Raw genomic sequence first — 15,102 nt, 5'->3', positions numbered from 1 at the left:
GGTGGGGACATCGGCGCGATTGACTGGCCCGCCATGACGGCGACCAGGCGCCCGTGGTGGAGCCTCGATGTCCCTTCACTTCGTGTCGCGTCGTCCCGTGTCCTGGGGCGCGCGTCTGTCTCCCTTGTGCCTGCTGTGGTCGCTGTCCGTCGGCTGTGATGCCTCCACCGCGCGCGTCGAGGTGGCGCCGGCCGAACTGGACACCGCCAGCGCGGCGTCAGTCACCACGGACCCCGAGCCGCAGTATCCGGATGATGGGCTGGCGCCGCTGGCGCTCAGTGTCGTGCAGAGCCCCGCGGGGGATTCCGTCACCGCGCCGGTGCTGACCACGCTCCGGGCTCCCGATGACGTCACCGTCGAGTTCATCAGGGTGGACGACGAGTCCATCGCCGTCGCCGTGGGTGGTCCCGAGACGTCGACCACGTCCATCGACCGGGTGATGACGCAGATGTCCGCCGCCGCGAGCCCCGCCGCGCTCTACCTCGCGCTGTCTCCCACGGGCACGGTGGTGCCGCGCACGCTCCAGGCCCACAGCGACGCGGTCGTCGTCGCTGGCAACTGGAAGCAGGGCAGCACCTCGCCGTCCGTCTCCGAGCCGGCCATCGGCGCGGGTGCGCCTCGCTCCCTGGGCACGTGCGGCGGATTGAAGGCCAATGGCCAGGGCAACATGCACGACAACCACGGACGCTGCGAGGACTGGCACCGGGACATCGACGAGGTCACCGAGTGGATTTCGACGGACATGATTGGGTATGGCGCCTACGTGCGCGCCATCACCGGCGGCATCTTCTGGGACATCCAGAAGCGCAACTGCCTGAAGAGCTATTGCGACTGGGGCATCCTCTTCAAGAAGACCATTCCCCAGGGACACGTCTGGTATTTCCCCTATGTGAATGTGAACAACGACTTCAAGGCCCACAGCCGCGCCACCACGCTCAACAACAACGGTGTCCACCAGCACTACGTGTCCACGTGCAGCGACTGGAAGACGCGCACCAACTGGCTCTCCTCCGTGGCGGGAGGCTGCTTCATCAACTTCCAGTCGAAGAACCTGTATTGCAATGACCAGACGTACGAGGGACTCGACCCTTCGTACATCTGGACGTCCTTCGACGCGGGCGGCAACGGGACGCCGTTCGACTGCTGAGCCCGTCAGGAGGGGGGCTTGCCGCGAACCCGACGGCGGGCCCCGCGCACGAGGCCGATGAGGACGAGGAACGCCGTCGTCGTCAGGGCGAGCGCTCCCGTCGTCATTCCACCGCGCTCCAGGGGCGTGGTGGCCACGAGCGAGGCATCCCCCAGCACCACCAGTCCCGCCCAGGCCGCTGGAGGCAGGCCGTCCTCCATGGCCTCGAGCTGAGCCGCGCGCAGCGCCGCCGACGTGCCCGCCCCCGTGGCCAGATGCCGATAGAACCGCTCCACCAGCGCCGCTGCTTCGTCGTCGCGCAGCGGCCACAGGCTGGCCACCACCGCGTGGGCGCCGGCCTCGAAGAAGGCCCGTGCGAGGCTCAGGACGCCCTCTCCTGGCAGCACGGTCCCGGACGCGCTCCGACAGGCGGAGAGCACCACCAGCGCGCCCTTCAGGTGAAGCTCCGCGATTTCCCTCGGCTGGAGGATGCCGTCCTCTTCTTCGGAACCCGGGGCGAGTACGAGCGCCGAGCGCTCGGGGGCCTCGGCATCGACGACGGCGTGGGCCGCCAGGTGGAGCACCCTCACGCTCGACAGGTCCGTGCTCTTGAGCGCGTGCTCGGAGGCGTCGGTGCCCACGTGCAGCCGCGCCGGAGTGTGGGTGCCACGCAGCACGTCCTCCACCTCGTGTCCCTCGCGCCGTGCCTCGGGAAGCGCTCCGAGTCGCGCGGCCTCGGTGAAGACGCCGGTCCGCTCTCTCGCCGCCGCTCGGGCCAGGGGCTGGCGGAGGGCGCGGTCGGGGTCCGCCAGCACCAGGGCCTCGCCTCCCGGTGCACGCGCGGGGGCCTGTCTCCAATGGCGCCACAGGCTGGCGGAAGGCACCAGCGCCAGCTCGTAGCGAGCCACCAATGGCGGACCGTCTGGTCGCTCGCGCAGTGCGGCGAAGGGCAGGTCATGGAGCGGTCCATCTGGCACCAGCAACAAGCGGCGAACCGTCGGAGGCAGCCCCGCCAGGGCCGGGCCCAGCAACTGCGCATGGAGGGCCGCCGCCGCGCCGAGCTCGGAGTCGTCGCGGCGCTCGACGAGCCCGGAGAACAGCGTGGCCGCCGCCACCAGCCGCGTGCGCTCGGGGAGGCGATGGATCTGCGTCCCACTTCGCGTCACCGCGAGCACCCAAGCGCCTCCCGCCGACGTGCCGGAGACGTCCACGTCGTCGCCGACGAGGAAGGCCAGCAGCGCCTCGTCCTCGCCCAGCCCCTGCTCCACGGCCTCCAGCGAGGCGAACTCCGGCGCGCCGTGGCGGGGCGCGGGCCGCAAGTCCCGCTCGTGCCGCTCCAACTCCTGGAGCTCCTTCAAGGCCGTCTCGCGCCCGCCTTCCTCGAGGGAGGCGTCGAGCAGCCGTCGCTGCACCGCCACCAACCGCCGCTGCACCTCGCCACGCTCCGCGCGGCGCTCGGGGGTGTCCTCGGAGGACGCCAGCGCTCGCGAGGCGACCAGCGCGTCGAGCAGCGTCCGCGCTCGCAGACGCTCGCTCACCGCGAAGGCCCGGGTCAGCGCCTCCCGCATGGGAAGCGTGGCGCCCTGGCCCGTCGCGCCGCCGGCTTCCAACGTCCAACCCGCGAGGCGGTGATAGTCGCCGACCCAGGTCGCGAGCAGCTCCGCCTGACTGGGGGCGTCGCTCTGGGTTTCGCGCAAGGCCTCCGCCGCGTCCAGGGCGCGCTCGGCATGGCGCAGGGCCTCGGGGAGGGGCTGCGTCCGGTACGCCACCGTGCCGCGTCCGCGCAGGGCCCAGGCGAGATACAGCGGGTCCTTTCCCTCGACGGCCAGGCGGAGCGCCGCGTCCGCGTCCTGGAGGGCCCCGGCCGGGTCCACGTCCACGCGCCGCACGGCCCGTGTCGAGAGGCATGCGAGTCGCCGCTCGTTCGAATCCAGCAGCTCCGCGAGGGACATGCAGCGCTGGAGCAGCTCGTCGGCCTCGCGCCGCTCCTCGGGAGTGTTCCCCAGCATCGCCACGGTGATGCGCAGCGCGCGCGTCACCTGCGTCTGGTTCCCCGTGTTCTCCGCGGCGGCCAGTGCCTGCCGGGCGAGGGCCAGCGCATGCTCCCGTCCTCCCGGCGTGGGGTCGCGCTCGAGCCGCCGCGTCGCGAGGCTCGCGAGCATGTAGCGCGCGTGTCCCTCCAGGAAGAGGTCGCGAGTGCTTCGTGCCAGCTCCGCCAGGCGGAGGTTGACGTCCGCTGCCTCCTCCAACCGGCCGAGCCTCTCGCTCACCGTGCTCATGACGCCCAGGTACTGCTTCTTCAGCCCTTCGCCACCGTCCGGGAAGACGAGTGCCTCGGCGCGCTTGAGCACTCGGAAGGCCCGGCCCAGGTCCTGCTCCACCTCGTAGAGCTGGCTGGCCTCGACGATGAGCGCGCGCGCATGCAGCTCCGGCCGGCCGGAGGCGCTGGCCACTTCCACCACGCGGCGTGTCCACTCCGCGGCCTCCTGGGTGCGCCCTTGTGCCAGGAGGATGACGCGCAGATTCATTCCCGCCAGCACCTCGCCCTCCGCGTCCTGGAGCCGACGGAACGTCATCGCGGCGCGCTGGTACGGCGCCTCCGCGGCCTTCCGGTCCGTCAGGTGCTCCACGTGTCCGAGCACCAGGGCCAGCCAGCCATGGTCCGGATGTCGCTCCACCAGGGCCGTCAGCTCACGCTGGACGGTGTCGCGCGCGGGGGGCGCCTGCGCGCACTGGTAGAAACACATCGCGCTCTCCCGAGCCTCGGGATGCGCCAGGAAGCGCTCCCGGCACTCCACGAGCGTGGGGGCCTGGGGACGGGCCGCCTCGCTCGCGAGCGCGGGGCTTGGACACACCTCCGCCAGGACCCATGTCACCGCGAGGATGGCGAGGCCCAGCTTGTCGAGACAGGAGAAGTGCTTCCGGGTCGTCACTTCAGCGGATGGGAGTCGGCGGAGGGGCGACGGGTTCGCACTTGAGCGTAATCGGCCCGGGCGGAGGGGGCGGGGGCCGGGGATTGTCGTTCGGCTTCATCATCTCGAAGTAGCAGATGACGGGCTCCGACCAGGGGTTCGGAGCGAGAGGAGACCACCGCTCCACGGTCACCACCGCCGCCGACAGGGTGGTTCCCGTCGTGGCGGCGATGACGCGCGCGAACAGCGGGGCCGCCGACGTGGCCCGGTGGCTCACGCGCAGGGGAGAGTCCCCGTCCACCACGCCCGACGTCTGCGCGACGATGCCGCCAGCACTGTCGAGGAGCTGGAGTGTGACGACCTGGCTGCCGCCCGTCCGCACCCCGGTCTCCACCACCGAGGCGACCACCTGGTCTCCGGCCTCTCCATGGCTTGGCGGTGTCTTCGCCACGTGCGTCAGCACGGGAGGCGCTTGTCCGAATGCCGGCACCGACACACCCCCCACCAGCGTGACGAGCGCCAGCAATCCACTTCGCATCCACGATTGAGTCTTCATTCCTGGCCTCGTCCTCATGACTGCCCCCTCGTGTTTCGCACCAAGGTCTTCGACTACTCCAACCGGTTGACGAACGTGGCGCCGCGAAGCACCTGTCCGTCCGGCAACCGCGCTTCCACCTGCCACAGCAGCTTCGTTCCGGGCTTCAGCGGCGCGAGCACCGAGGCGGGCACGCGGTACTCGCGCTGCTCCAGCGAGTCCGCGCGGTGGACCAGGCTCAAGTCCTCCGTGGACACCCGCACCGACCATCGGGTCCCCTCGGGGCCGCCACTCCAGCGCAGCACACAGTCGTCGCGCTTCAGCGGCGCGGCCTCCGGCACGAGCGAGGTGAGCGCCCCCGTGTCACCCCCTCGCAGTTGGTGCTGCTCCGGGCCCTCCCGCACCGAGATTCCGACCACCACCAGGACCAGCGCCGCCGTGGCCACCGCGCCCCAGACGGGCCGGCTCCACGCGAAGCGGAAGCGGCGTCGCTCCCGCGCGTCACTCGAGTCCCTGCGGGCCCTCGGGCCCCCGGCCGCGAGTGTCGCGGTGGGCTCGGCCTGGGCGGCGGCGGAGGAGAGCTCCTTCGCGAGGCGCCACGCCGCGGCCCAGGCGGCGTCATCCGCCACGCGAGCGACGACGGCCCGGCGCTCCTCCACGGACAGCTCACCGCTCACCGCGCGCCACACCAGGTCGGAGTCCACCGGCTCGCCGCCGGGCATCGGCTCCTCGTCGCGCACCACCGCGCGCAGGCGCTCGACGGTGGTCTCGTCGGGCTTCGTCTCGTCGTCGCGTCGCTGCTCGCTCACGGCTCGAATCCCTTCGTCGAGAGGCACAGGCGCAGCGCGCTCAACCCGCGGTAGATGAGGTTCTCGGCCCGCTTGCCATCCCAACCCAGCAGCTCGCCGGCCTCCGGCACGGTGTGGCCCTGGAGGTACAGCGTCACCGCGAGCCTGCGGTCCTGCGCGAGCTGGCGCAGGCAGTCGCGCACCGCCCGGGCAATCTGCGACGCGCTCGCGGACTTCTCCGGGTCGCCCGACGCCAGCGGCTGTTGGGGCTGAGACTCCACTTCCTCCATGGAGACTTCCCGACGGCGCTCCACGTTGCGCAGCTCGTCCACCAGCGCCGTGTACGCCACGCGATACAGATATGCGGGCGACAGGCGGGAGCGGTCTGGCTCGCGGCGTTGCAGCTCCATGACGCGCATCATCGCCGTCTGCACCAGGTCATCGCGGCGATCCGCCAGACGCGGAGGACACACGCGCTCGACGGCTCGCGTCAGGTCCCGGCGGAGCTTCTCCAGCTCGTGATTCAGCAGAGGACCCGCGGCCTGGGTCGGCCTTGGTTGCGACTCCACGTGGAAGGTCCTCCAGGAAGCACTCATGGTCATCGAAAGGTCCCTTCCACGGCAAGTGTGAGTGCCATTCCACAAGCAGCCCTCCACACGTCCCCACCGCGTCCTTGACTCCTGAACGGACCTCGCTCTTTTTCTCCCTCACCCGTCCGTGGCGATGGGGAGAGGGGCGCTCCTCCCACACCGTCGCAGCCCTCCCCGCGGGGGTGAGCCGTTGCTATTTTCCATTCACGTGGAAACCCGAGGGGGTGGCGGATGTCGACGCTTGGGCAAAGGCCGCCATGTCCGGGCCTCGTGGGCGGTGTTGCGTGGCCATGCGTGGCGCGGGTTCATATATCTGGAGGGAGTCGACAGGAGGCAGGCCGCCTGGACGCTCTCCAGGCGGACACGACGAGCGAATGAACGTCCTGCTTTCCAGATGTGTTGGCTGAGTCCTTCTCACAAGGAGGCCGTCCCTTGCGAAGGTTTCAGGAACGCCTCCCACTCGAGGCGCTGACATTCGACGACACGGTGGTCCTGTTGGATGTGGTGCGGGAGCTGGCGCACCTCCGGACGCTGGAGGACGTGATGGCGCTGGTGCGCCGCGCCGCCCGCCAGCTCAGCGGCGCGGATGGCGTCACGTTCGTGCTGCGCGAAGGTGACCTGGTTCACTACGCGGATGAGGAGGCCATCGCCCCGCTGTGGAAGGGGTGTCGGTTTCCCATCCATTCGTGCATCTCTGGTTGGGCCATCCTGAACCGGGAGCCCGCGGTCATCGAGGACATCTACGCGGATGAGCGAATCCCGCATGACGTCTACCGCGCCACGTTCGTGAAGAGCCTGGTCATGGTGCCGGTGCGTCGCGCGGACCCGGTGGGCGCCATCGGCGCGTACTGGGCGGAGCGCCGGGTGCCGGGGCTGCGGGAGGTCTCCCTGCTCCAGGCGCTCGCGGACTCCGCGGCCGTCGCGGTGGAGAACGGGCGACTGTACGAGGCGGAGCGCTCGGCGCGGCGGGCGGCCGAGGCGGAGACGCGCCTGCGCGGCGAGCTGCTGGCGATGGTGTCCCACGACTTGCGCAATCCGCTGGGCGTCATCGCCATGACGACGTCGCTGCTGGCGCCCCTGCTGGCGCCGCTCAACGGGCGCGCGCGGCACCACCTGGACACCCTCAACCGCTCGGCGCTGCGGATGGAGCGGCTCATCCATGACCTGCTCGACTTCGCGGCCATCGAGGCCGGTGGCTTCCGGGTGAGCCGCGTGCCGCTGGCGCTCTCGCGGCTCATGGAGCAGGCGTCGGAGCTGGGGCCGCTGGCGCGGGAGCGCGGCATTGGCCTGGAGCTGCGGCTGCCCGAGCGGGATGTCGACGTGCGGTGTGATCCAGACCGCATCCACCAGGTGTTCTCGAACCTGGTGGGAAACGCCGTCCGCTTCACTCCCGCCGGTGGACTCATCACCGTCATGGCGGAGGTCCATGATGACCGTGTCGAGCTGAGCGTGGCGGACACGGGCGCGGGAATCGCGCCGGAGGTCCTCCCCGTCCTGTTCGACCGCGTTCAGCGGCCGACGACGCGGATACCCGGGAGCGGCGTGGGGCTGGGGCTCTCCATCGCCCGAGGCATCATCGAGGCGCACGGCGGCGCGGTGCGCGTGCGGAGCCAGGTCGGGTTGGGGACGACGTTCACCTTCACGCTCCCGATGGAGGAGCGCGCGTCAGGGTTGGATTCGCTCGTAGCGGCCACCGGCGACGCGATGGAAGCCGACTGACTCCGCGAGCCGGATGGCCGCGAGGTTGCCGGGCTGGGTGAGCGCGGACAGCCTGCTCACCCCGAGCGACTGGATGGCGTGCTCAAGCGCAGGGCCCGTGAGGCTTCGCGCGCGTAGCCGTGGCCCAGCAGGCCTCCTGCTCAGGCTCCGCCGCGGAATCGCCGCAGGTGCTCCCGCCACGCGTCGCGAGCCTCGTCCTGGCCGACGGCGTGGAACTCAACGGTGGCTCCGGGGCGCCGCGCGCCGAGCCGTCCCCAGTCCGAGCGGATGACGGTGGCGATGAGCGGATAGCCGCCCGTGGTGGGGTGGTCCGGCCCGAGGATGATGGGCTCACCCGACAGCGTCACCTGGATGGCGCCGCGAACCATGGGACGGGAGGTGCTCGCGCCTTCGTCACCGTGCGCCAGCGCGGGGCCTTGCAGGCGCATCCCCACGCGGTCACTCGCGCTCGACACGGTGAAGGTGCTGCCCAGCAGCGAGGCCGCCATCAGCGCGTCGAAGCTCTCCGTGTCGGGCCCGAGCACCAGCCGGATGGGCGCCGCGTCATCCCAGACCGCGTCCGTGTCCACCGACTCCGGCGGGCCGCGAGCCTCACCCACGGGGAGCGAGTCTCCGGGCTTCAGCACGCGCCCTTCATGTCCGCCCAGCCGCGCCACCAGCAGCGTGCCGCGTCCACCCAGCACCTCCGGCACGTCCAGGCCGCCGTCCACCGCGACGTAGCAGACGCTGGCGCGCTCCGGCGCGAGCACCCGGAAGCTCTCTCCATCGTCCAGCACTCGCGCGTCACGCCCATCCACCGAGATGCGCAGGGCCCTGCCGCGCGCGCGCAGCTCCAGATGCCCCAGACACTCCAGCGCCGCCGCTCCCCAAGAGTTGCCCACGGCGCGGTTGGCGCGAGCGAGCAGCTCCGGCACCAGCGCGCCGCCGGGCGGGACGCCATGGTGCATCTGCCCCGGCCGCCCGCCGTCCTGCACCGTGGCGGGCCCTCCCATCCCCGCGATTTCCAGCCAGCCCGCCATCATCCCACCCGCTCGAAGCGCACCCGGTCACCGAGTTGCAACACCGCGCCCCGGTCCGGGTGGAAGGCCGTGAAGTCCAGCGCCGTGCCAATCAGGTTCCAGCCGCCGGGCGACGCGAAGGGATACACCCCCGTGCGCCCGCCCGCGATTCCCACCGCGAGCGCCGGCACGCGCATGCGCGGGGTGGGAAGTCGCGGGACGACGATGCGCGAGTCCAGCTCGCCCAGGTACGCGAAGCCCGGCAGGAAGCCCACGCAGCGCACCGTGTACTCGCGCGCCGCATGCAGGCGCGCCACCTCGTCCACGGACAGGCCCGCGCGCGCGGCGACCTTCTCCAAGTCGGGCCCGTCGTAGCGCATGCGCAACGTGATGAGGGTCTGCTCCGGCGGGGCCACCGTCTCGCGCAGCAGTCGCGCCAGCGCCAGCCGCGGTTCGTCGGGAGGCGCATCCGGGTCGAAGTACACGCAGGCGTGTTCCTCGGTGACGACGGCGTCCACCACGCGAGGCAGGGCGCGCAGCACCTCGCGCGCGGCCCTTCGCTCCAGGCTGTCGGGCAGCGTCAGCCGCAGCGCGCCGTCTCCCAGCGGCTCGACGTGGAGCGACAGCGCGTCCAGGGTGGAGCGCACCTCGCGGGCCAGCTCCACCGCGCCGGGCGTGTCGCCATGCACGCAGACCGTGTCGACGGTGCCCTGGGTCGCCAGTCGCACGGTGTTCTCGCGCACCCGGGCTGCATCCGTGAGCACCGCGCCCGGTTGTCCTCGGGGAATCAGCGAGCCATCCGGCAGCGTGCCCCGGTCCGCGAAGCCCTCGCGCGCATGGGACAGGCCGGCGTTCCTCGCGGCGTCGTGCAGACATCCCTGGGCGGGGGCGATGAGGGTGATATCCGAGCCCAGCGCCTCGATGATTCCCTCCACCACCGCGCGCGCCAGCACGGGTGACACATTGGCCGCGTGATACAGCGCGCCGTGGAGCTTGGCGTAGACGACCGGGATGCGTTGCTCCTGGGCCAGCCTGGCGAGGCGCGCGCACTGGCCCGCCACCTGCCCGCGCAGGACTTCGGGGGGCACGTCGAGCGCACGCCGTCCGAAGTTCTCGCGGTCCTCGTAGGACGGATGCGCGCCGACGCGGGTGCCATGGCGCGCGCACAGCTCCAGCGCGCGGCGCATGGAGGCGTCGTCACCGGCGTGCGCGCCGCACGCGATGTTGGCCACCTGGGCGAGCGCATAGAGCCGAGCATCCTCGTCGGGCAGCTCACCCAGGTCGATGTTGAGGAGGCACTCCGTCATGCGTCCACGCTATGCGAGCCGCGTCCCGGACGCAGCCTTCTCCCCACCGTGGCCGCGACGGCTGACAGGGCGAAAGGCTCGAGAGATGACACGCACCACCCCGGGGCAGGGGCCGGTTGGCACCGGGGTGGTACGCGCCCCGGCGTGTCGAATGACACCCCGAGGAACCTCCACCCAGATACGTGGGACGCCGCTTTCTCCGGTCATTTCCCCCGAATTTCAGGGGATGTGACTTCGAGCACGCGCGCTGGGCGCGTGAGCACCGGGGCTGTCAGTGCGCGTCTGCTCCGCGCGAGACGGGACATGCCCGCTTGGAGTTTGAGCGGACCCTGGGGCGCGGCGGGTCAGTGAGACACGGGCGCGAGGGTGGCCGGGCCTCCAGCCTTCACCCATCTGACCAGCGCCAGCGCGGTGGCCTCGTCGAGCAGCTCCGCGTAGGTGGGCATGGGCGTGCCGGGAAGGAACTTCTCCGGGTTGCGCACCCAGCGCACCAGCTCCGCTTCGGAGCGGCCAGGCGCGCGAGCGAGCCGGTCATGGTAGCGAGCGCCCGGAGCATGGCAGCCCGCGCAACCCAGTTGCGTGAAGACCTTCGGGGCATCGATGCGGGCAGCCACGAGCCGGGGCTTGCGTGGGGCCTTGGGGGTCGCCGCGTTCGTCGCCACCGACGTGGACTCGCTGCCGCGTGGAGCGGGCGACGCTGAAGTCTGCGTGGAGCCCGAAGAGGGCACAGCCCCCTGCGTCGTGCCGGCGCCAGTGGCGACGCTCGTGGGCGATGATGGGGTCTCGGTCGGAGTCGCGACGCCGGGGCCCGTCGCGTCGGCGGACGCGGGCTCGTTCGTCGTCGCTGCCTCGGCGGCCACTTCGCCAGGCGCCGTGGCCGGGGTCGCCACCCAATCCGGGCGCGGCGTCGTGGCGGTGAGCCGGGGACGTGCACCGTCCACGTCGTTCTTCAGGGGCGGCACCGAGCGCAGGTATTCATAGAGGGCCTTGGCCTCCTCCTCATCCATCCCGCGAAAGCGAGGCATGGGCGAGCGAATCGGCGAGCCATCCGGCGCAATCCCATCTCGCACCGCGCGGCTGAAGTCCTCCTGCGTCCAGTACGCGAGCCCCGTGGCGTGGAACGTGATGTTGCTGGAGTGGAGCTCCCGGCCCTCGGGGTCCTTGAAGGCCATGCCTCCCTCGAAGATGTCGTCGCCCTCCGTCTTGTTCGGACTGAAGCCGGGCGTGTGACAGGAGGCGCAGTCGTAGACGTCATGCGCCATGTAGCGGCCGTACTCCACCGTGGGGGCCTTGGGCGGCACGGGGATGCCGAGGGGAGGGCGCTGCACCGGTTCGTTGCCCATGATGACGCGGAAGCCCAGCCCTCCAATGAAGCTGAACTCCGAGCGTGGCGCCGGAGTCGCGTCCGGCTTGAAGAGCGGGTCTCCCGAGCGCAGGAAGCCCAGCACCGCCGCGAGGTCCTTGTCCCCCATGCCGTAGCTGGGCATCACCATGAGCCGTCCGTCCCGACTCACCGCGTAACGGATGGCGCGCGCCAGCTCCTCGTCCTTCGCCGCGCCAATGCCCGCCGTGGGGTGGGAGGTCAGGTTCGACGAGTGGAAGCTCCCCATGTACGACGGCAGCTCGTGCAGCGGCGCGCCAGAGGCCGTGTCGGTGTCGCCGCCTCGGTGACACGCCTCACAGCTCGCATGGAAGATGGCCGCTCCACGCGCCAGTGCCGCCGGCGAGGTGTCCGCGCGGATGGGCGGGTAGGGCGCCTTGACGGTGCCAGCGCAGCCCGCCAACAGAAGGCTCAGCAGCAACGTGCCCTTCACGGTACCTCGGACCTCGCGATGCATGCGCAGCCCTCACACTTCCGATGGGGGCCCGATGCATATCTCATCCCGCCATGTTTCAGGGAGGGGGCGCCTGATGGCGGGTGAACGCGGGGCCCACGGCGCCGAGCAGGTCGTCCGCCGTCCAGGAAGGCGGCTGGCTAGACTCGGCCGCATGACGCGTCCCCTCGAGTCCTACCGCGCCCTGTTCCCCGTGCTCCAGGAGCAGCTCTACTTCAACCACGCCGGAGTGGCGCCCACCAGCCTGCGCGCCGCCGAGGCCGTGCGCGAGTGGATGGACGACCTCGTCTACCACGGCATCCGCCACGAGCGCGGCTGGGAGGCGCACTGCGAGCGCATCCGCGCGCTGGCGGCCCGCATCCTCCACGCCGAGCCCGGGGAGATTGCCTTCGTGCGCAACACCAGCCACGGCCTGGGCCTGGTGGCGGAGGGTCTGGACTGGAAGCCGGGGGACGAGGTGGCCGTGGCCACGTCGCTGGAGTACCCCTCCAACGTCTATCCGTGGCTGCACCTCAAGGACCGGGGCGTGGTGGTGCGGGAAATCGAGGCGCCGTCCGGTGGCGTCACCCCGGAGGCGGTGGCCCAGGCCCTCACGCCGCGCACGCGACTGGTGGCGGTGTCCTCCGTGCAGTTCGCCACGGGTCATCGCACGGACCTGGAGGCGGTGGGCGCGCTGTGCGAGCGCGCGGGCGTCCTCTTCTGCGTGGACGGCATCCAGAGCGTCGGCTGTGTCCCGGTGGACGTGAAGAAGTGTCGCATCCACTTCCTGAGCGCGGACAGCCACAAGTGGATGCTCGGCATCTCCGGCATCGGCGTGTTGTACGTGGCCAAGGAGGTGCTGCCGCGACTGCGCCCCGTGCTGGTGGGCTGGCGGAGCACCACCGACGCGTGGAACTTCAACCGCACCCACTTCGAGCTGCGCCCCGACGCGAGCAAGTTCGAGGAAGGCAGCGCCGCCTACCCGGGCCTCTATGCGTTGGGCGCCGCGCTGGAGCTGCTCCAGGAGGTGGGCGTGGAGAACATCGAGGCGCGCATCCGCGAGTTGCTCGCGCATCTGGAGAAGGGGCTGCTCGCGCTGGGCTGCGAGGTGGGGCCCGCGCCGGAGCACCGCGCGGGCATCCTCACGTTCCTTCCGCCCGGGGCGCAGGCGCGGGCGCTCGGGGCCTACCTGTCCGAGCACCACGTCGCCCACTCGGTGCGCCGGGGGCGCATCCGCCTGTCCCCCCACTTCTACAACCTGCCGGAGGAGATGGACCGGCTGGTGGAGCTGGTCCGGGGCTACGGCGGCTGACGCGGCTCAGGTCTGCGAGGGGAAGAGCGTGTCGATGGACAGGTAGCGCTCGCCGGTGTCGTAGCAGAAGCACAGCACGCGGCTGTTGTCCGGCATCTCGCCCAGCTTCTGGTTCACCGCGGACAGCGCGGCGCCGGAGGAGATGCCCACGAAGATGCCTTCCTCACGCGCGGAGCGGCGGGTGAACTCGAAGGCGTCTTCCTCTGCCACCTGCACCGTGCCGTCCAGGATGTCCGTGTGCAGGTTCTTCGGGATGAAGCCCGCGCCGATGCCCTGGATGGGGTGGGGGCCGGGCTGACCGCCGCTGATGACGGGCGACTTGGCCGGCTCCACCGCGAAGACCTTCAGCTTGGGCCATTTCGCCTTGAGCACCTCGGCGCAGCCGGTGATGTGGCCGCCGGTGCCCACGCCCGTAATCAGGTAGTCGAGCCCGTCCGGGAAGTCGTTGAGGATTTCCTGCGCGGTGGTGCGCTTGTGCACCTCGATGTTCGACTCGTTCTCGAACTGCTGCGGCATCCACGCGTCGGGGACCTGGGAGACCAGCTCGTTGGCGCGGGCGATGGCGCCCTTCATGCCCAGGGCGCGCGGCGTCAGCTCGAACGTGGCGCCATAGGCGGCCATGAGGCGACGGCGCTCGATGCTCATCGACTCCGGCATGACGAGCACCAGCTTGTAGCCCTTCACCGCGGCGACCATGGCCAGGCCGATGCCGGTGTTGCCGCTGGTGGGCTCGATGATGATGCTGTTCTTCTTGAGGATGCCCTTCTTCTCCGCGTCCTCAATCATGGCGAGGCCGATGCGGTCCTTGATGCTGCCGCCCGGGTTGGCGCGCTCCAGCTTCATGTGGACGGTGACACGCGACGGAAACAACCGGTTGATGCGCACGTGCGGCGTGTTGCCGATGGTCTCCAGGATGTTGTTCGCCTTCATGTCGGGCCTCGTCGGGGGCTGCGCGGGTGGGGTGCTGCGGAACGCATCAGATGTGGAACTCGATGGCGTCCATGACGCCGTCGGCTCCACGGGGGCGAATCTCGCTGCGGCGGGTGACGACCGAGCCTGGAGGGATGCTCTGCGTGAGCCACGCGTTGCCGGCGATGATGCTGCCGTGTCCCACCACCGTCTCCCCTCCGAGGATGGTGGCGTTGGCGTACACCACGACGTCGTCTTCAATCGTGGGGTGGCGCTTCTTGTCGGCCAGGGCCTTCTCCACCATGAGGGCGCCCAGGGTGACGCCCTGGTAGACCGTCACATTGTTCCCGATGATGGTCGTCTCGCCGATGACGACGCCCGTCCCGTGGTCGATGACGAAGCGGCGGCCGATGGTGGCGCCGGGGTGGATGTCGATGCCGGTGCGCTGGTGGGCGTGCTCGGTGAGCAGGCGCGGCAGCAGTGGGAAGCCGAGCCTGTGCAGCGCGTTGGCCACGCGGAAGATGGCGATGGCCTGGAAGCCCGGGTACGTGAGGATGACCTCGTCCACCGAGCGCGCTGCGGGGTCCGCGTCGAAGATGGCCTGCGAGTCCTGGCGGAGCCAGTCGTACAGGTCCGGCAGCCGCTCCATGAAGCGCGAGGGGATGCTCGGGTTGATGTCCGGGTAGAGGGGGGCGAGCGTCTCGCGCACGCGGTGGAGGCTGGCCTCCACGGTGGTGACATCCCGGCGGACGGCGGCGGCGGTACACTCCAGGCGCTCGGCGAAGTGGGGGAACAGCAGTCCGAGGACCTGTGCGACGAACTCGGGGGCCGCCCGCCGCACGTCCGGGGGGAAGCAGTGGCGCTGTCGGGCTTCCAGCAGCGCGGCGACCAGCCTGGCGTTGGAGTCATCCATGAGCTCCTCCATTTAATGCGGTGCGTGGTGGGGCCGCACCACCTGAATCCCCGTTTGGCGCCGAAGTTCGGGCCGGTGTGGGACAAGTGGACAGCACGGGGTGCCTGGAGGCAGCCCGGCCAGGGGGAGGGGGCCGTGGGCGCCCGTGCTGGCGGGGGCGCTTGCCCGACCCTGCTGAC

At 70.9% G+C, this 15,102-nt stretch carries 12 protein-coding genes; 3 read left to right on the top strand and 9 right to left on the bottom strand.

All coding sequences use genetic code 11. The annotated features are described in order from the left end of the window. Positions 1-67 precede the first annotated feature (67 nt). Positions 68-1,147: a hypothetical protein gene (locus G4D83_RS29005; protein WP_163868112.1), complete on the top strand. Its 1,080-nt coding sequence runs from the start codon at positions 68-70 to the stop codon at positions 1,145-1,147. A 5-nt stretch (positions 1,148-1,152) separates the two neighbouring features. On the opposite strand, the gene G4D83_RS29000 is transcribed toward G4D83_RS29005, so the two are convergent. The 4 genes from G4D83_RS29000 to G4D83_RS28985 are packed head-to-tail and all read right to left on the bottom strand — an operon-like array spanning position 1,153 to position 5,930. Continuing rightward, the gene (locus tag G4D83_RS29000; RefSeq protein WP_163868111.1) at positions 1,153-4,059 is read right to left on the bottom strand and encodes a CHAT domain-containing tetratricopeptide repeat protein; all 2,907 of its coding nucleotides are present in this window, start codon (positions 4,057-4,059) and stop codon (positions 1,153-1,155) included. Between the two features lies 1 nt (position 4,060). After that, complete coding sequence (locus G4D83_RS28995) at positions 4,061-4,594, bottom strand: hypothetical protein (protein ID WP_240356719.1); 534 nt, start codon at positions 4,592-4,594, stop codon at positions 4,061-4,063. A gap of 53 nt (positions 4,595-4,647) precedes the next feature. Next, positions 4,648-5,382, bottom strand: a complete 735-nt coding sequence (locus G4D83_RS28990) for a hypothetical protein (protein WP_240356717.1) — start codon at positions 5,380-5,382, stop codon at positions 4,648-4,650. Next, a complete protein-coding gene (locus G4D83_RS28985) occupies positions 5,379-5,930 on the bottom strand; it encodes an RNA polymerase sigma factor (protein ID WP_240356714.1) in 552 nt (183 codons plus the stop codon). The genes G4D83_RS28990 and G4D83_RS28985 overlap by 4 nt, the downstream gene beginning before the upstream one ends. A 453-nt stretch (positions 5,931-6,383) precedes the next feature. On the opposite strand from G4D83_RS28985, the gene G4D83_RS28980 reads away from it, so the two are divergent. Further along, entirely contained in the window at positions 6,384-7,670 is a 1,287-nt protein-coding gene (locus G4D83_RS28980) for a sensor histidine kinase (protein WP_163868108.1), read from the top strand. A 140-nt stretch (positions 7,671-7,810) separates the two neighbouring features. Here the strand turns inward: G4D83_RS28980 and G4D83_RS28975 are convergent, their stop codons facing one another. The 3 genes from G4D83_RS28975 to G4D83_RS28965 all read right to left on the bottom strand — a co-directional run bounded on the left by G4D83_RS28975 (position 7,811) and on the right by G4D83_RS28965 (position 11,813). Beyond that, entirely contained in the window at positions 7,811-8,692 is an 882-nt protein-coding gene (locus tag G4D83_RS28975; protein WP_240356713.1) for a 5-oxoprolinase subunit C family protein, read from the bottom strand. After that, positions 8,689-9,975: a LamB/YcsF family protein gene (locus G4D83_RS28970; protein WP_163868107.1), complete on the bottom strand. Its 1,287-nt coding sequence runs from the start codon at positions 9,973-9,975 to the stop codon at positions 8,689-8,691. Before G4D83_RS28970 ends, G4D83_RS28975 begins: the two co-directional genes overlap by 4 nt. A gap of 344 nt (positions 9,976-10,319) precedes the next feature. Beyond that, positions 10,320-11,813 carry a c-type cytochrome gene (locus G4D83_RS28965; RefSeq protein WP_163868106.1) on the bottom strand — a complete coding sequence of 498 codons (1,494 nt, stop codon included), beginning with the start codon at positions 11,811-11,813 and terminating at the stop codon, positions 10,320-10,322. Between the two features lie 151 nt (positions 11,814-11,964). Here G4D83_RS28965 and G4D83_RS28960 point away from each other — a divergent pair, with 151 nt between their 5' ends. Continuing rightward, the gene (locus G4D83_RS28960; protein WP_163868105.1) at positions 11,965-13,101 is read left to right on the top strand and encodes an aminotransferase class V-fold PLP-dependent enzyme; all 1,137 of its coding nucleotides are present in this window, start codon (positions 11,965-11,967) and stop codon (positions 13,099-13,101) included. A 6-nt stretch (positions 13,102-13,107) separates the two neighbouring features. On the opposite strand, the gene cysK is transcribed toward G4D83_RS28960, so the two are convergent. Further along, positions 13,108-14,031, bottom strand: a complete 924-nt coding sequence (gene cysK, locus G4D83_RS28955) for a cysteine synthase A (protein ID WP_163868104.1) — start codon at positions 14,029-14,031, stop codon at positions 13,108-13,110. A 46-nt stretch (positions 14,032-14,077) separates the two neighbouring features. Beyond that, entirely contained in the window at positions 14,078-14,923 is an 846-nt protein-coding gene (gene epsC / locus G4D83_RS28950) for a serine O-acetyltransferase EpsC (RefSeq protein WP_163868103.1), read from the bottom strand. Between the last annotated feature and the right edge of the window lie 179 nt (positions 14,924-15,102).

Origin of the sequence: Myxococcus eversor, assembly GCF_010894455.1 — a bacterium.
GTDB lineage: Bacteria > Myxococcota > Myxococcia > Myxococcales > Myxococcaceae > Myxococcus > Myxococcus eversor.
This window is presented reverse-complemented; position numbering and strand designations above follow the sequence as displayed.